Here is a 16,005-nt window from a genome sequence, read left to right on the forward strand (position 1 = left end):
CCTACAAAGATCGGTGAGGGTGATCATCTCTCTGGGGTCTTTTGTCGGCCTGCGGTGGCAATCGGCTGATTTGTCACAACGGGAACCACCGGGTCGAGCCGGCCCACGGTCAGGGCCACCTGGAGGGCGAACGCGTCCCGGGGGACCAGCGGCGAGAACCCGGTCACCTCGGCGATCCGCCGCAGCCGGTAGCGCACCGTGTTCGGGTGCACGAACAGCGCCCGGGCGGCGCTCTCCAGCGTCCCGCCGGCGGCGAAGAACGCGTCCAGCGTGTCCAGCAGCTCGCCGCTGGCGCGGGCCAGCGGCGCGTACACGTCGTGGCGCAGCCGGCGGCGGGCCTCGGCGTCGCCGGCCAGGGCCCGCTCGGGCAGCAGGTCGGCCGCCGGCACCGGGCGCGGCGCGGTCGGCCAGGCCGGGGCCGCCCGGAACCCGGCCAGCGCGGCGCGGGCCGAGTCCGTCGCCTCGTCCAGGCTCGGCACCGCCGGGCCCACCACCACCGGGCCGTCGCCGAACGCGGGCAGCAGCTTCCCGGCGGCGGCGAGCGGGTCGGCCGCCCCGCCGAGCACGATCACCAGCCGGTCGCCGTGCACCCCGCCGATCATCTCCACCCCGATCCGCCGGGCCAGCCGGTACGCGGTGTGCAGCACGGCGTTCACCTCGCCGCCGGGGGAGCGGCCCACCGCCACCGACACCGGCGGGGCATCCGACCAGCCCAGCGCGGCGGCGCGGCTGGCCAGCACGTCCGGGGAGTCCCCGCGCAGCAGCGCGTCCACCAGCAGGGCCTGCAACCGGGCGTCCCAGGAGCCGCGCGACTCGGCGGCCCGCGCGTACGCCCGGGCGGAGGCGAAGGCGATCTCCCGGGAGAACCGCAGCACCGCCTCCCGGAGCTGCTGCTCCTCGCCCTCGGCGGCCAGGGTGCCGACCTGCTCCTCCACCACCTCGATGGTCACCTTGATCAGCGCCACGGTCTGCTGGAGGCTGATCGAGCGGGCCAGCGCCTGCGGCGCGGTGGCGAAGACCTCGTCGGAGACCTCCTGGGTGCTGTCGGCCGTGCCGCCGCCCTCGCGCAGCCACTGCACCAGCGACCGGGCGCCGGCCTGGGCCACCAGCATCACCCAGGAGCGCTGGTCGGCCGGGAGCGCCCGGAACCAGGGCAGCGTCTCGTCCATCCGGGCCACGCTGGCGGTGGCCAGCGCCCCCGCCGCCCGCTCGATCCGGCGCAGCGTGGCCGACAGCTCGATCCCGCCCGGCTCGCTCACCCCCCCAGCCTTCCAGAAGGCGGGCGTCCTCGGCCAACGGCCACCGGTGGCGCCGGGCGCTCATCCCGCCGGTGGTGGGGCCGGGCGCTCATCCCGCCGTGGTGGGGCCGGCGGGTGACCCGACGGGCGGGGCCGGCAGGGCCAGCTCCTGGGCCAGGATCGCGGCCTGGACGCGGCTGCGCAGGTCGAGCTTGGCCAGGATCCGGCTGACGTGGGTCTTCGCGGTGCTCTCCGCCATCGCCAGCCGGTCGGCGAGCTGCTGGTTGGACAGGCCCAGCCCGAGGCAGGCCAGCACGTCCCGCTCCCGGGCGGTCAGGCCGGCCACCGCCTCCCGGGCGGCGGCCGACGCCCCCGGTGCGGTGGCCGCGAACGCGCTGATCAGCCGCCGGGTCACCGCCGGGGCGATCACCCCCTCGCCCCGGGCCACCGTCCGGACGGCGGCGACCAGGGCGTCCGCGTCGGTGTCCTTGAGCAGGAAGCCGGCCGCCCCGGCCCGCAGTGCGCCGAAGACGTACTCGTCGAGGTCGAAGGTGGTCAGCACCAGCACGTCGGCGAGCCGGCCGGCGACGATCTCCCGGGTGGCGGAGATGCCGTCCAGGCGGGGCATCCGCACGTCCAGCACGGCGACGTCGGGGCGCAGCTCGGCGCAGAGCCGCACCGCCGCCTCCCCGTCGGCGGCCTCGCCGACCACCTCCATCCCCGGCGTGCCGGCCAGGATCAGCGCCAGCCCGGCCCGCACCGCCGCCTGGTCGTCGGCGAGGACCACCCGCACCGGCCCACCCGCGCCGTCGTCCCGCCGGTCGGGGACGGCCGCGTCCGGGCCGCCCGCGCCGTCGTCCCGCCGGTCGGGGACGGCCGCGTCCGGGCCGCCCGCGCCGTCGTCCCGCCGGTCGGGGACGGCCGCGTCCTGACCGCCCACGGCGTCGCCGCCTCGGTCGGGGCCGGCCGCCCCCGGGCCGCTCACGCTGGCCTCCCGGTGGGCAGCGCCGCCCGTACCCGCCAGCGCCCGTCGGTCGGGCCGGCGGCGAACTCGCCGCCCAGCAGCACCGCGCGCTCGCGCATCCCGATCAGGCCGGCGCCCGCCCCGGGCAGCCCCCCACCGCCCGTGCGGACCGGGTTCGCCACGGTCACCACCACCTCCACCGGCCGGTACGCCACGATCAGCTCCGCCTCGCCCGCGCCGTGCTTCAGCGCGTTGGTCAACGACTCCTGCACGATCCGGTACGCCGCCAGGTCCACCCCCACCGGCAGCGGGCGTGGCCCGCCGGTCACCTCGGCCCGCACCGCCAGCCCGGCGGCCCGCATCCGGTCCACCAGCCGGTCCAGCTCGTCGAGGCGGACCCGGGTCGCCTCCTCGGCCGGGTCCGCCGCCCCCGGCGTCGGCTCCCGCAGCAGCCCGATGAGCTGGCGCATCTCCGCCATGCCCTGCACGCTGTTCTCCCGGATCACCCGCAGCGCCGAGGTCACCTGCGCCCGGTCCAGCCCCGGCACGGACAGTGCGGCGGTGGCGTGGATGGCCACCGCGCTGAGGTGGTTGGCCACCACGTCGTGCAGCTCCCGGGCCATCCGGGAGCGCTCGGCACGGACCGCCTCCCGCCGGTCCACCTCGGCCAGCCGGGCGGTCTGCTCGGCCCGGGCCCGCTCGGCCGCCGCCTGGTCCCGGTACTGCCGCACGCTGATCCCGCTCAGCACCGGCAGGACCCCGACCAGCACCACCGGCACGGCGAGCGCCACCCCGCGCCAGTGGCCGAACACCAGCGTCCCGCCGACGGCGGTGAGCAGGCTGAGCGCCACGGTGATCCGCAACAGCCACCGCCACAGCCGGGGCGGGCCGTACACGCAGGAGTCGTAGAGCACCTGGGTGTAGATCAGCGCGGTGCCGAGGCTGGCGCCGAGGGCGACGTCGACGACCAGCGCCGCCGTGCCGAGGGCCAGGCCGGTGCGGGTGGCCACCCGGCGCAGGCCGACCGCCACCGACACGGCCAGCAGCGACGGCAGGAAGGCCGCCGTGGGCACGTCGGGGCGCGGGGCGAGCGCCAGGTGCGCGCCGAGGCCGAGCAGTGCCAGCCCGCCCGCGAGGGAGGCGCCGGCCAGCGCCAGGTCCCGGCCCGGGGTCCCGGAGCCGAGCCAGGGTGGCGGTCGCATGGCCCGATCCCACCACACCCGCCGCCGCGCCGGCTCCGACCACGGCACGAGGCCGTGGTCCGCCGAAGGAGGTACGGCTCAGCCGTACGCCGGGGTCATGGCGGTGGCCAGGCGCAGGTGCCCGGCCGCCTCGTCGGGGTGTCCGGCGGCCTCGTCGGGGTGTCCGGCCGCCTCGTCGGGGGTGTCCGGCCGCCCATGATCGACTCCGGATCAGTGACATGGGGCGTTCGCGTCGCCCGGACACCCCGTTGTCGGTCACCCGGTGTCGATCATGGGTGCCGGGTGCCGGGTGCCGGGTGCCGGGCGGGCGGGGTGGCCGGGTGCCGGGCGGGTGGGATGGCGCGGGTCCATCCTTCGGCGGACCCGGATCTCACCGTCCGCGCCGAGGCCGGGGCCCGTGGCGGGCGGCACGCTGGACTCCGACGGACGGGGAGGTCGGCATGCTGGTCGCGGTCATCATCGGGTGCGAGATCGGGTTCTGGGTGGTGCTCGCGGCGGGGCTGGTGGCCCGCTACCCGCTGCGTAGACCGCGCCTCGGCGCGGCGCTGCTGGTCTGCGTACCCCTGGTCGACCTGGTGCTGCTCGCGGCGACGGCGCTGGACCTGCGGCGCGGTGCCACCGCGGACGTCACCCACGGCCTGGCCGCCGCCTACCTGGGCTTCTCGGTGGCCTTCGGACACTCGATGGTCCGCTGGGCCGACCAGCGCTTCGCCCACCGGTTCGCCGGTGGCCCGCCGCCGGTCCGGCCGCCCCGACACGGCTGGGCGCGTACCCGGCACGAGTGGCGGGAGTGGGGCAAGGGGTTGCTGGGCTGGGCCGTCGCCTGCGCGCTGCTCGGCGCCGCGATCCTCTACGTGGGCGACGCCGAGCGCACCCGTGAGCTGTGGAACTGGATCCAGAAGCTCACCCTCGCCATCGCGATCTGGCTGGTCGCCTTCCCGGTCTGGGAGACGATCTTCCCGCGTCGCCCCCGGCGCTGAGGTGGGGTACGCGCCGCACGACGCGTCGGCCTGCCCCAGTACGGTGACAGGGCACGCGGGCCACGACCGGCCGCGCGCGACGGCGAGCGTGAGGAGACCGGGGATGGCGCATGGGGAGGCCGAGTACGGCTGCGCCCAGGGGGAGAGCCGCCGGCCGGGCCACCACGACCCCCAGCCGGCGGCCGAGCACCACCGCCGGCTCGCCGGCCCGACCCATCCCGCCGAGCCGGCCTGCGGCCGGACCCCGGAGCGGGCCGAGGACGACGCGCCGGTGCCCCGCCAGCGCACCCCCGAGCCGCCCGCCGACGAGCTGGCCCGCGCGGCGGCCTGCCGCAGCGACCTGCCCGGCTGGGCCGGCGCGCACCGGCACGGCCCGGTCCGCCCCCGGCACCGGGAGGTCCGCCGGGAGCGCCCGCCGCGCCGGTGGTGCTGACCGCGGCCTGACGGCCCACCGTGGCGCGGGCCGGGCTCCCGGCCGCGTCGGCCCCGCCGCGACCGGGCAGCGGCTAGCGTGAGCAGGGTGAAGGCGATCGCGATCGACGCGTACGGCCCCGCCGACCGGCTCGCCGTGCGGGAGCTGCCCGACCCGCCGGTCGGGCCGGACACGGTGCTGGTGCGGGTGCGCGCGGCCGGCGTCAACCCGGTCGACTGGAAGGTCCGCGAGGGGCACCTCGACAAGGCCATCCCCGCCCACTTCCCGCTGGTGCCCGGCTGGGACGCGGCCGGCGTGGTGGCCGCGGTGGGCCCGGCGGTGGCCGGGTTCGCCGTGGGTGACGAGGTGATCGGGTACGTCCGCCGCGACGACCTCCAGCACGGCACGTACGCGGAGCTGGTGCCGGCACCGGAGCGGGCGGTGACGGACAAGCCGGCCCGGGCGTCCTGGGCGGAGGCGGCCGGGTTGCCGCTGGCCGGGCTCGCCGCGTACCAGGCGCTCCAGCTCACCCGCACCGGGGCGGGGGACACCGTGCTGGTGCACGGCGCGGCCGGCGGGGTCGGGCACCTCGCGGTCCAGCTCGCCCGGGCGCTCGGTTCCAGCCGGGTGATCGGCACGGCCGGCGAGGCCAACCACGACTTCGTCCGGTCGCTCGGCGCGGAGCCGGTCAGCTACGGCGACGGGTTGCTCGACCGGGTCCGCGCGGTCGCGCCCGACGGGGTGGACGTGGCCCTCGACCTGTTCGGCGGGGCGGCGCTGGACGTCTCGGCCGAGCTGCTGACCCGCCCCGCCCGGCTGGTGTCCACCGCCGACCCGGAACACGTCACCCGCCTCGGCGGCAGCTACCTGTTCGTCAGGCCGTCCACGGCGGACCTGAGCGTCCTGGCCGGGCTGGTCGACGCCGGCCGGCTCACCGTCCACGTGGCACGGACGTTCCCGCTGGACCAGGCCGCCGAGGCGCAGCGCCTGGTCGAGCAGGGACACGTGCGGGGCAAGGTGGTCCTGGAGCTCTGACCCGTCGACCGCCCGAGCCGGGTTCGGCGAGCCGGGGTTCGGCGGGGCTGGGTTCGGCGGGGCTGGGTTCAGCGGGTGCGGCGGCGGATCAACAGCGCGATCCCGGCCAGCCCGAGGGTGATCACCAGGATCACCCCGACGTTGAGCAGCAGCAGCCGCTGCAACTCGCCGAGGGCCTCGTCGAAGTCGCGGGCCGGGTTCAGCGACTCGTCCGGGATCACCCGCTCGCCGCCGCCGACGCCGCCGCCGCCGACCGTGTCGAACTGCCGCTCCAGCGGCACCCCGGCCGTCCGCAGGGTCTCCGACATGCTCAGCCGGCCGAGGAACCAGCCGGCCTTGGCCTTGCGGGAGACGTCCGGCTGCTTCGCCGGCCGGTACACCCGCGGGCCGCCCTTGGCCAGCGGGTAGAGGTCGTACGTCTGGGTCGCGACGTCCCCGGAGAGCACCACGACGGTGTACTTCGGGCCGAGGTCCTTCGCGGCCGGGCCGGAGGGCGCGCCGGTGCGACCCAGCCAGCTCACCTGGTCGATGACCGCGACCACCGCGGCGGGATCGGTGGCGGCCCGCAGCCGCAGCGGCTCCGCCAGCCGGTCGCCGGTGATGTCCACCCCGGCGGGCAGCGGCTTCGGAGCGGCACGCCCCGGCCCGGCCAGCCCCGGCCCGGCCAGCCCCGGCCCGGCACCGGCGGTCCGCACCGGGCCGCCCGCGTGGGCCGGTCCCGTGAGGACCGCCGCCAGCAGCACCCCCGCGGCCAACGCGATCAGCCGCCTCACCTGTCGGACCATCGCCGCCTCCTCGCCCCGTTTCGATTTGGATGGCTTCACTGCGGGTCACGCGCTGGTCGGTCGACGGCGGTGACCCTGCCCCCAGGGCGGGTGCCCACCTCTAAGACTGTGCGGAACATCGATCAGTTGCAGCTACTGGATCGGGAATTGGAACTATCTGCGATCCCGGGCCGACTAACCTGTCAGCCGTTGATCAGCGGGCGGATAGTACCTTTCCGGAGGGGTTCATGGGGGGCAGGCTCTCACGTGCGGCCCGTACCTGGGTAGTGGTTCTCGGCGTGGCGCTCGGTGTGTCGCTGGCACTCCCGACGCCGCCGGCCTCGGCGCACAATTCGCTGACCGGCAGCAACCCGGAGAACGGGGCTCGGGTGGCCACCGCGCCGGCCCGGATCGAGCTCCGCTTCCTGGCGAAGCCGGACCCGGGTACGACGAAGATCACAGTGACCGGTCCGGACAACGTGGTCGCCCTCGGGGGCGAGCCGACCTTCTCCGGCAGCCGGGTGCGCGTCCCCTTCGCGCCCGGTGCCGCCGGCCTCTACATCGTCGGGTACCAGATCGCCTCGGCCGACGGCCACCCGATCAAGGGCGAGGTGCGGTTCACCCTCACCACCGGCACCGCGGCCCAGCCCCCGTCGCCGGGCGCCCCGTCCTCCGCCGGCACGCCGTCGGGCGAGGGGTCGCCGTCGGGTGCCACGCCGCCCGCCACCCCCTCGGCCGCCCCGGCCACGGACGACCCCGTCAGCGCCGCGCCGGCCGCCGTCGAGACGTCGGACGACGGCCCGTCCGGGTGGCTGTGGGCGCTGGGCGGCGTCGTGCTGCTCGCCGCCCTGGGCGTCGCCCTCGTCGTGCGCCGCCGCGCCACGCGTTCCTGACCGCCCGGTCCCGCTGGCGGCGTTGATCGCCTGCGCCGCCGGGGCGAACGGGTCGCGCCGCAGGAGCCACGGCGTCAGTGACATCGCGGTCTCCGAGCCACGGAACACCGCGATGTCACCGACGCCGGATGGATCTCGCCGGCCCGCCCAGGATCAGGGCAGGCGCAGACGCGCGGCGCGCAGCCGGGTGAGGGTGCGTTCGCGGCCGAGGACCTCCAGCGACTCGAACAGCGGCAGGCCCACGGTGCGGCCGGTGACCGCGACCCGGACCGGCGCCTGCGCCTTGCCGAGCTTGAGGCCGCGCTCCGCGCCGACCGCCTCCAGCGTCGCCTTCAGCGCGTCGGCGTCCCACGACTGGAGCGCCTCGAACGCGACCACCGCCGCGTCCAGCAGCTCGGCCGCGCCCTCCTTCATCGCCTTGGCCCAGGCCGCCTCGTCGACCAGCGGCGAGGCCAGGAAGAGGAAGTCGACGTTCGGCACGATCTCGCTGAGCACGGCGATCCGGGTCTGGGCCAGGGGGGCGACCGCGGCGAACGCGTCCGCGTCGAACTCCTCCGGCCGCCACGGCGGCGGGGGGATCGTGTCGGTGCCGGCCAGCCACGGCTGGCAGGCCGCGACGAACTCGTCCACCGACAGCGCCCGGATGTAGTCGCCGTTGAACGCGCGCAGCTTCTTCTCGTCGAAGAACGCGGGGGAGAGGTTGACCTCCTCCAGCCGGAACTCCTTCTCGATCACCGGCCAGGGCACGATCTCCCGGTCGCCGGACGGCGCCCAGCCCAGCAGCATCAGGTAGTTGCGCATCGCGTCGGGGAGGTAGCCCTCGTCCCGGTACGCCTCCAGGGCGACCTTGTCCCGCCGCTTGGACAGCTTCTGCCGCTTCTCGTTGACCACCACGGGCACGTGCGCCCAGACCGGCGGGGCGACCCCGAGGGCGTCCCAGAGGAGCTGCTGCTTCGGGGTGTTGGGCAGGTGCTCCTCGGCCCGGATCACGTGGGTGATCCCCATCGTCATGTCGTCGACGACGTTGGCCAGCAGGAACACCGCGGAGCCGTCGCCCCGGGCGATGACGAAGTCCTCGATCAGCTTGTTCTCGAAGGTCGGCTCGCCCCGGATCAGGTCGACCACCACGGTCTCGCCGGAATCGGGGGTCCGGAAGCGCAGCGCCCGACCCTCGCCCGGCTCCAGGCCCCGGTCCCGGCAGAAGCCGTCGTAGCCCTGGTACTGGGAGCCGGTGCGGGCCTGCACGGCGTCGCGGGTGCAGTCGCAGTAGTACGCCCGGCCGCCCTCGTACAGCCGCTGGGCGGCGGCGCGGTGCTCGCCCGCGTACGACGACTGGAAGTGCGGTCCCTCGTAGCTGCCTCGGGCGATGCCGATCCAGTCCAGCGCCGAGAGGATGCCCTCGGTCCACTCCGGCTTGTTGCGGGCCGCGTCGGTGTCCTCGATGCGGAGCACGAACACCCCGCCCTGCTGTCTGGCGTAGATCCAGTTCTGTAGGGCGGAGCGGGCGCCGCCGACGTGGAACATACCGGTCGGGGAGGGGGCGAAGCGTACACGTACCGTCACGTCCCCCAGCCTACGGCCGCCGGCCAGCGCTTTCCCGCGAGGGGGCCGGGCCGGCCCCGCCCGGACGGGTCAGGCCACCGAGCGGATCTTGACCACCAGGGCGCTGCCGAGCAGGGTGACCGCCGCGGTCGCCGCGTACAGGGTGGGGTAGCCGCCCAGGTGCACGACGATCGGGGCGGACAGCGCCGGGCCGAGCACCTGCGGCGCCGAGTTGGCGATGTTGATCACCCCGAGGTCCTTGGCCCGGTCGGTGGCCACCGGCAGCACCTCGGTGATCAGCGCCGCGTCGACCGACAGGTAGACGCCGTAGCCCGCGCCGAGCAGCAGCGCGGCGACCACGGCCGTCGACCAGACCGGCGCGACGGCCAGCAGCGTCGCGGCCACCGCCATCACCAGCCCCGAGGCGATCACGAAGACCTTCCGGCGGCCGGAGCGGTCGGACAGCCGGCCGGAGACCACGGCGGTGAGGATCATCCCCAGGGTGTAGAGCAGGATCAGCACCAGCAGGCCGCCCTCCGGGTCGGGGTGGCGCACCCCGTCGGTGAGGAAGTACAGCAGGTACAGGGTGCCCAGCGCGTTGCCGAGCTGGACCAGGAACCGGGTGATCCAGGCCCAGGCGAAGTCGGGGTGCCGGCGGGGGTTGATCCACATCGAGGCGAGCAGCGTGCGCAGCCGCAGCGCCGGGCGGTGCTCCCGGGGCAGCGGGTCGTCGGCGGTGAGCAGCGCGAACGGCAGCGACAGCAGCAGCACGGCCAGCGCGATCGCGGCGTAGCCGGCGGCGTTGCCGGTTACCAGGGCGGTGACCAGCACCGCGCCGAGCACCAGGCCGAGCGACTGTGGGATGCCCACCCAGCCGGAGACCCCGCCGCGCTGCGCCACCGGCACCCGGTCCGGGATGCCGGCGGTGAGGCTGGCCAGCATCGCGTTGAAGCAGACCTGGGCGGCCACCCAGCCGACCGCCACCCCGGCGATGGTGTCCTGCCGGGCCAGCAGCACCAGGGCGAGCGCCCCGAGCACCGCGCCGCCCGCCGTCCAGACGTGCCGGCGGCCCAGCTCCCGGCCGGCCAGCCGCAGACAGGTCCGGTCCGACAGCGCCCCGGCGAGCGGGTTGGCCAGCACCGCGGCGAGCGCGCCGAGGCCGGTGACCAACGCGAACATGGCCTCCTTGTCGCCCGGCGCGATCCGCTCGATCTGCTGGGGCAGCAGCACCTGGATGGGGGTGAAGAAGGCCATCCACACCCCGAGGTTCGCCGCGAAGACCAGCGCGATCCAGCTCCGCCGGACCGGCACGACCGGCTCGGCGAGCGCCGCCGGCAGCGCGGCCGACGTCGGATCGACGGTGGTCACGGCCTACTCCCCGGCTCCGGGCGCGCGCCCCGCCGGCCGGGTGACGACGCCGCGGAACCAGGCGTACGAGGACTTGGGCGTGCGGGCGCCGGTGGCGAAGTCGACATGCACCAGGCCGAACCGCTTGGTGAAGCCCTCCGCCCACTCCCAGTTGTCCAGCAGGGACCAGACGAAGTACCCGGTCACGTACACCCCGTCGTCGATCGCCGCCCGCACGGCGCGCAGGTGCCCGTCCAGGTAGGCGATCCGCTCCGGGTCGTGGACCCGGCCGTCGGCGTCCGGCACGTCGTCGTACGCGCAGCCGCTCTCGGTGACCTGGATCGGCGGCAGCCGGTCGCCGTACCGGTGGCGCAGGCCGGTGAGCAGCTCGCGCAGCCCCTCGGGCGCGACCGGCCAGCCGAACGCGGTGCGCGGGTACCCGGCCAGCTCGACCAGCTCGAACGGCAGCGGCGAGTCCCCGTCGGGGGCCCGTACGCCGGTCGGGTTGTAGTAGTTGACGCCGAGCACGTCGATCGGGGCGGCGACCACGGCGAGGTCGCCGTCGCGGACGGCCCCCGTGTCGGCGCCGGGGACGTCGGGGTAGCCGAGGCCGAGCAGCGGATCGGTGAACAGCCGGTTGTGCAGCGCGTCGTACGCGTCGGCGGCGGCCCGGTCGGCGTCGGTGTCGCCGGCCACCCGCACCGGCGAGTAGTTGTTGGTGATGGCCACCGGGCTCGTGCTGCGGGCGCGCAGCGCGGCGACGGCCAGCCCGTGCCCGAGGAGCTGGTGGTGGGCCACCGGGAAGGCGTCGAACAGCAGCGTCCGGCCGGGGGCGTGCTGGCCGGTGCCGTAGCCGAGGCTCATCTGCACGAACGGCTCGTTGAGGGTGATCCACAGCCGCACCCGGTCGCCGAGTCGGGCGGCCACCAGGTCGGCGTACTCCGCGAACCGGGCGGCGGTGTCCCGGTTCAGCCAGCCGCCCGCGTCCTCCAGCGGCTGCGGCAGGTCCCAGTGGTACAGCGTGGCGACCGGGTCGATGCCGGCGGCGGCCAGATCGTCGACGAGCCGGTCGTAGAAGTCCAGGCCGGCGGCGTTGGCCGGGCCGGTGCCACCGGGCTGCACCCGGGGCCAGGCGATCGAGAACCGGTACGCCGACACGCCGAGCCCGGCCATCAGCGCGACGTCCTGTCCGGGCCGGCGCCAGTGGTCGCAGGCGACGTCGGCGGTGCTGCCGTCGGCGACCAGCCCCGGGGTGTGCGCGAAGGTGTCCCAGATGGACGGCCCGCGCCCGGCGGCGGTCGTCGCACCCTCGATCTGGTACGCGGACGTGGCGACGCCCCAGCGGAATCCGGTCGGGAACTCGGGCAGCGGCTCGGTGGTCATGCGCCCTCCAGGCGAGGCGAGATCCGACGGCGTTCGCGGGCGCGACACGGGCGGCAGCGCGATCCGCGAAACGCCCGCAAAATGCGAAACGTGTTCGGACTCTAGGCCCCCGACCGTCGATCGCGCCATAGGCGGCCGGCGATCGGCGCGCAAGACCTTTCGGCGTGTCTTTTCCGAAGAAGTCCAGGTAAGTCCGTTTTCATGCATAGAGTGCGGAATATCGCGGATGTCCTCAGTGGGGGAAAGAACGAAATGATCCTCGTGGAACGCAGTGCGCACGTGGCGGCGCCGGTGGAAGCGGTCTGGGAAGTCGTGCAGCGGGCCGAGCAGTTGCCGGCCTGGCTGGCGGGGGTGCGTGCGGCCGAGGTGCTCTCGGGGGAGGGCTTCGGTCGCCGGCAACTGGTCCAGGCCGGGCGCGGGTCGGCGCACGAGGCCGAGGTGATCGCCTACCAGGAGCCGAACCTGATCGGCTGGCGGGAGCGCGCCAAGGGCGCCGGGGCCCGGGCCGAGGCCCGGACCGAGATCTACGTCCAGCTCACCGGAGACGAGGAGGAGGGCGGGACCGTCGTGCGGCTCATCGTCGTACGCTGGCCGGCCGGCCCGGTCAAGGCCGCCCTGCTCCGGCTCGGGTTGCGTCGGGTCGGCGCCGACCTGGAGGACTCGCTGGCCCGGCTGACCGACCTGGCCGCCGTCGGCTGACCGGGCCCGTCCCGGCGTCACCCGCGATGGAGATGGTCCGGCGTCCCCGCCAGGGATGCCGGACCATCATCCTGCCCGGGGTGGGGAAGACGAAGGCCCGGCGCGGTGACCACCGCGCCGGGCCCCGTGCTCGTCCGCCCTAGCTGTCGCCGCCGGTCTCGCCGACCGGGGCCGCGTTGACGTCCTCGATCGCGTACTTCTTGGCCGCCTCGGCCGGGACGGTGGCCGGCACCACGCCGCGCAGCGCGAGCTGCCGCAGCGTCGCGACCGTCACCGACTCGGCGTCGACGTGGAAGTGCCGGCGCAGCGCGTGCCGGGTGTCCGACATGCCGAACCCGTCGGTGCCCAGCGAGGTGTAGTCGCCCGGTACCCAGCGGGCGATCAGGTCCGGTACCGCGCGCATCCAGTCGCTGACCGCGACCTTCGGCCCGTCGGCGTCGGCCAGCTTCTGCTGGATGTACGGCACCCGCTGCTCCGCGCCCGGGTTGAGCAGGTTGTGCTCCTCGCACTGCACCGCGTCGCGGCGCAGCTCGGTCCAGGAGGTCACCGACCAGACGTCGGCGGCCACCCCCCAGTCCTGGGCGAGCAGCTGCTGGGCCTTGAGCGCCCACTGCATGCCGGTGCCGGAGGCCAGGATGTTCGCCTTCGGGCCGTCCACCTGCGGGGCGGGCGAGTAGCGGTAGATGCCCTTGAGCAGGCCCTCCACGTCCACGCCCGCCGGCTCCGCCGGCTGGTGGATCGGCTCGTTGTAGATGGTCAGGTAGTAGAAGATGTTCTCCGGCTGCTCCCCGTACATCCGGTGCAGGCCGTTCTCCATGATGTGCGCCAGCTCGAACGCGAACGCCGCGTCGTAGGCGACCACCGCCGGGTTGGTGGCGGCGAGCAGCAGCGAGTGCCCGTCCTCGTGCTGGAGGCCCTCACCGTTGAGCGTGGTCCGCCCCGCGGTCGCGCCGAGCACGAAGCCCCGGGCCATCTGGTCGGCCGCCGCCCAGAAGCCGTCGCCGGTGCGCTGGAAGCCGAACATCGAGTAGAAGATGTACAGCGGGATCATCGGCTCGCCGTGGGTGGCGTACGAGGTGCCGGCGGCGGTGAACGAGGCCACCGAGCCCGCCTCGTTGATGCCCTCGTGCAGGATCTGCCCGGTCGTCGACTCCTTGTACGACAGGAACAGCTCCCGGTCGACCGAGGTGTACCGCTGGCCGTGCGGCGAGTAGATCTTCTGCGTGGGGAACAGCGAGTCCATGCCGAAGGTACGGGCCTCGTCCGGGATGATCGGCACCCAGCGCTTGCCGAACTCCTTGTCCTTCATCACGTCCTTGAGCAGGCGGACGAAGGCCATCGTGGTGGCCACCTTCTGCTTGCCGGAGCCCCGCTTGACGTCGGCGAACCGTTCGCTGCCCGGGATCGCCAGCGCCTTGCCGGCGGTCCGCCGCGACGGCAGGTATCCGCCGAGCTGCTGTCGCCGTTCCTTCAGGTACGCGATCTCGTCGGAGGACTCGCCCGGCTGGTAGTACGGCGGGAGGTAGGGGTTCTCCTCCAGCGTCTTGTCCGAGATGTCCAGGTAGAGCCGGTCGCGGAAGAGCTTCAGGTCCTCCAGCGTCAGCTTCTTCATCTGGTGGGTGGCGTTGCGGCCCTCGAAGTGCGAGCCGAGCGTCCAGCCCTTGATCGTCTTGGCCAGGATCACCGTCGGCTGCCCGGTGTGCTCCGTCGCCGCCTTGTAGGCCGCGTAGAGCTTGCGGTAGTCGTGGCCGCCCCGCTTGAGGTTCCAGATCTCGTCGTCGGTGAACCCCTCGACCATCTTGCGGGTCCGCTGGTCGCGGCCGAAGAAGTGCTCCCGCACGTACGCCCCGGACTCCGCCTTGTAGGTCTGGTAGTCGCCGTCGGGCGTGGTGTTCATCAGGTTGACCAGCGCGCCGTCGGTGTCGGCGGCGAGCAGCGGGTCCCACTCGCGGCCCCAGACCACCTTGATGACGTTCCAGCCGGCGCCCCGGAAGAACGCCTCCAGCTCCTGCATGATCTTGCCGTTGCCCCGGACCGGCCCGTCGAGCCGCTGGAGGTTGCAGTTGATCACGAAGGTGAGGTTGTCCAGCTCCTCGCGGGCGGCCACGCCGATCGCGCCGAGCGACTCCACCTCGTCCATCTCGCCGTCGCCGAGGAACGCCCAGACGTGCTGCTGCGAGGTGTCCTTGATGCCCCGGTGGTGCAGGTACCGGTTGAACCGGGCCTGGTAGATCGCGTTCAGCGGGCCGAGCCCCATGGAGACCGTGGGGAACTCCCAGAAGTCCGGCATCAACCGCGGGTGCGGGTACGACGGCAGCCCACCGCCCGGGTGGGACAGCTCCTGGCGGAACCCGTCGAGCTGGTCCTCGCTCAGCCGACCCTCCAGGAACGCCCGCGCGTACATGCCCGGCGAGGCGTGGCCCTGGTAGAAGATGTGGTCGCCGCCGCCCGGGTGGTCCTTGCCCCGGAAGAAGTGGTTGAAGCCCACCTCGTAGAGCGACGCCGAGCTGGCGAAGGTGGAGATGTGCCCGCCGACGCCGATCTCGGGGCGCTGCGCGCGGTGCACCAGCATCGCCGCGTTCCACCGGATGTAGGCCCGGATCCGCCGCTCGATGTGCTCGTCACCCGGGAACCACGGTTCGCGCTCCGGCGGGATGGTGTTGATGTAGTCGGTGGTGGTCAGCGACGGCACCCCGACCTGGCGCTCGCGCGCACGCTCCAGCAGACGCAGCATGACGTACCGAGCGCGCTTGGTTCCGCGCTCGTCGATCACTCCGTCGAGCGACTCGACCCATTCGCCGGTCTCTTCGGGGTCGATGTCCGGAAGCTGGCTCGGCAGACCGGCGGTGATCACCGGGCGCTTGCGTTCCGTGGCCACAGGCGTTCCCTCGGTTGTGTGTGGGATAGGTCTCTAGACGCCATCCTGCCTCCTCCCGGCGGCGGTCGTCACGTCTGCCTCCCCCAGACGCGACGCTGAACACAGGTACCCGTCGGTAACATTTGGCCCGGCCGCCCGCCCGCCCCCGCCACCCCGCCCGCCGGCAGGAACGGGCTTGCCCGGCGACCAGCCCGAGGCCCCGGCACGGGCCGGGTGTTGCGGTGCCGTGGCCGCTCCGGTTGCCCGCGCGCCCTACCCTCGGGCGCATGACGATGCTGCGGGCGATGGCGAGCGCACTCGCACTGGTCGGCGGGCTCATCCTCCTGCTGGCGCTGATCGGGCTCGCCAGCGGCGACCTCGACGCGGCGCTGGCCGGGGTGCTCGGCCTGGCCCTGCTGGCGGCGGGCCTGGTGCTGCTCAACCGGGCGGGCCGCCAGCGCGGCGGGTACCGCTACCCCGCCACGGGCGACCCGGCCGGCCTGTACGGCTCCGGCCTGTACGGCTCCGGCACCTACGGCGCGGGTGCCGGCGCCGACCACCCGGCCGGCGGCTGGTCGGGCGACTCGGGGCCCGGCGACTCCGGCGGCGGCTGGTCGGGCGGGGACTCCGGCGGCTACTCGGGCGGCGGCGACAGCGGGGGCGGCGGAAGCTGGTGACCGTGGTCCCGG

The 16,005-nt window shown here is 74.7% G+C and carries 14 protein-coding genes; 6 read left to right on the plus strand and 8 right to left on the minus strand.

Annotated elements, in window-relative coordinates; genetic code table 11:
- Positions 1-23 precede the first annotated feature (23 nt).
- The 3 genes from OOK41_RS10740 to OOK41_RS10750 all read right to left on the minus strand — a co-directional run bounded on the left by OOK41_RS10740 (position 24) and on the right by OOK41_RS10750 (position 3,404).
- Positions 24-1,259 carry a CdaR family transcriptional regulator gene (locus OOK41_RS10740; protein ID WP_117673388.1) on the minus strand — a complete coding sequence of 412 codons (1,236 nt, stop codon included), beginning with the start codon at positions 1,257-1,259 and terminating at the stop codon, positions 24-26.
- A gap of 88 nt (positions 1,260-1,347) precedes the next feature.
- On the minus strand, positions 1,348-2,031 hold the full coding sequence (locus OOK41_RS10745) for a response regulator transcription factor (protein ID WP_266267776.1): 684 nt from the start codon (positions 2,029-2,031) through the stop codon (positions 1,348-1,350).
- A gap of 188 nt (positions 2,032-2,219) precedes the next feature.
- On the minus strand, positions 2,220-3,404 hold the full coding sequence (locus OOK41_RS10750) for a sensor histidine kinase (RefSeq protein ID WP_117673402.1): 1,185 nt from the start codon (positions 3,402-3,404) through the stop codon (positions 2,220-2,222).
- Positions 3,405-3,844: 440 nt separating this feature from the next.
- On the opposite strand from OOK41_RS10750, the gene OOK41_RS10755 reads away from it, so the two are divergent.
- The 3 genes from OOK41_RS10755 (at position 3,845) to OOK41_RS10765 (ending at position 5,831) form a co-directional block, all read left to right on the plus strand.
- On the plus strand, positions 3,845-4,384 hold the full coding sequence (locus OOK41_RS10755) for a hypothetical protein (RefSeq protein ID WP_117673386.1): 540 nt from the start codon (positions 3,845-3,847) through the stop codon (positions 4,382-4,384).
- Positions 4,385-4,487: 103 nt separating this feature from the next.
- Positions 4,488-4,817: a hypothetical protein gene (locus tag OOK41_RS10760; protein WP_117673384.1), complete on the plus strand. Its 330-nt coding sequence runs from the start codon at positions 4,488-4,490 to the stop codon at positions 4,815-4,817.
- 87 nt (positions 4,818-4,904) lie between these two features.
- Entirely contained in the window at positions 4,905-5,831 is a 927-nt protein-coding gene (locus tag OOK41_RS10765; protein ID WP_266264300.1) for an NADP-dependent oxidoreductase, read from the plus strand.
- Positions 5,832-5,899: 68 nt separating this feature from the next.
- Here the strand turns inward: OOK41_RS10765 and OOK41_RS10770 are convergent, their stop codons facing one another.
- A complete protein-coding gene (locus OOK41_RS10770; RefSeq protein WP_266264302.1) occupies positions 5,900-6,616 on the minus strand; it encodes a hypothetical protein in 717 nt (238 codons plus the stop codon).
- 278 nt (positions 6,617-6,894) lie between these two features.
- Between OOK41_RS10770 and OOK41_RS10775 the strand changes: the two genes are divergently transcribed.
- On the plus strand, positions 6,895-7,488 hold the full coding sequence (locus tag OOK41_RS10775) for a copper resistance CopC family protein (protein WP_266264304.1): 594 nt from the start codon (positions 6,895-6,897) through the stop codon (positions 7,486-7,488).
- 153 nt (positions 7,489-7,641) lie between these two features.
- Here the strand turns inward: OOK41_RS10775 and gltX are convergent, their stop codons facing one another.
- The 3 genes from gltX to OOK41_RS10790 form a co-directional block, all read right to left on the minus strand.
- Positions 7,642-9,051, minus strand: a complete 1,410-nt coding sequence (gene gltX / locus OOK41_RS10780) for a glutamate--tRNA ligase (RefSeq protein WP_266264306.1) — start codon at positions 9,049-9,051, stop codon at positions 7,642-7,644.
- A gap of 69 nt (positions 9,052-9,120) precedes the next feature.
- A complete protein-coding gene (locus tag OOK41_RS10785) occupies positions 9,121-10,398 on the minus strand; it encodes an MFS transporter (RefSeq protein ID WP_117673369.1) in 1,278 nt (425 codons plus the stop codon).
- A gap of 3 nt (positions 10,399-10,401) precedes the next feature.
- Entirely contained in the window at positions 10,402-11,760 is a 1,359-nt protein-coding gene (locus OOK41_RS10790) for a GH1 family beta-glucosidase (protein WP_266264308.1), read from the minus strand.
- Positions 11,761-12,012: 252 nt separating this feature from the next.
- Between OOK41_RS10790 and OOK41_RS10795 the strand changes: the two genes are divergently transcribed.
- The gene (locus OOK41_RS10795; protein ID WP_117673365.1) at positions 12,013-12,459 is read left to right on the plus strand and encodes an SRPBCC domain-containing protein; all 447 of its coding nucleotides are present in this window, start codon (positions 12,013-12,015) and stop codon (positions 12,457-12,459) included.
- A gap of 139 nt (positions 12,460-12,598) precedes the next feature.
- Here OOK41_RS10795 and aceE read toward each other — a convergent pair whose 3' ends face one another.
- Positions 12,599-15,337: a pyruvate dehydrogenase (acetyl-transferring), homodimeric type gene (gene aceE, locus OOK41_RS10800; RefSeq protein ID WP_117673363.1), complete on the minus strand. Its 2,739-nt coding sequence runs from the start codon at positions 15,335-15,337 to the stop codon at positions 12,599-12,601.
- Positions 15,338-15,603: 266 nt separating this feature from the next.
- Here aceE and OOK41_RS10805 point away from each other — a divergent pair, with 266 nt between their 5' ends.
- Entirely contained in the window at positions 15,604-15,993 is a 390-nt protein-coding gene (locus tag OOK41_RS10805) for a hypothetical protein (protein WP_266264310.1), read from the plus strand.
- Positions 15,994-16,005: the final 12 nt, after the last annotated feature.

Source organism: Micromonospora sp. NBC_01655 (genome assembly GCF_026339755.1).
GTDB lineage: Bacteria > Actinomycetota > Actinomycetes > Mycobacteriales > Micromonosporaceae > Micromonospora.

Bases quoted from the DNA above. Each gene is read 5' to 3' on its own strand.
- OOK41_RS10750 (WP_117673402.1), bottom strand. From the start codon at position 3,404: ATGCGACCGCCACCCTGGCTCGGCTCCGGGACCCCGGGCCGGGACCTG.
- OOK41_RS10755 (WP_117673386.1), top strand. From the start codon at position 3,845: ATGCTGGTCGCGGTCATCATCGGGTGCGAGATCGGGTTCTGGGTGGTG.
- OOK41_RS10760 (WP_117673384.1), top strand. From the start codon at position 4,488: ATGGCGCATGGGGAGGCCGAGTACGGCTGCGCCCAGGGGGAGAGCCGC.
- OOK41_RS10770 (WP_266264302.1), bottom strand. From the start codon at position 6,616: ATGGTCCGACAGGTGAGGCGGCTGATCGCGTTGGCCGCGGGGGTGCTG.
- OOK41_RS10790 (WP_266264308.1), bottom strand. From the start codon at position 11,760: ATGACCACCGAGCCGCTGCCCGAGTTCCCGACCGGATTCCGCTGGGGC.
- OOK41_RS10795 (WP_117673365.1), top strand. From the start codon at position 12,013: ATGATCCTCGTGGAACGCAGTGCGCACGTGGCGGCGCCGGTGGAAGCG.
- OOK41_RS10805 (WP_266264310.1), top strand. From the start codon at position 15,604: ATGACGATGCTGCGGGCGATGGCGAGCGCACTCGCACTGGTCGGCGGG.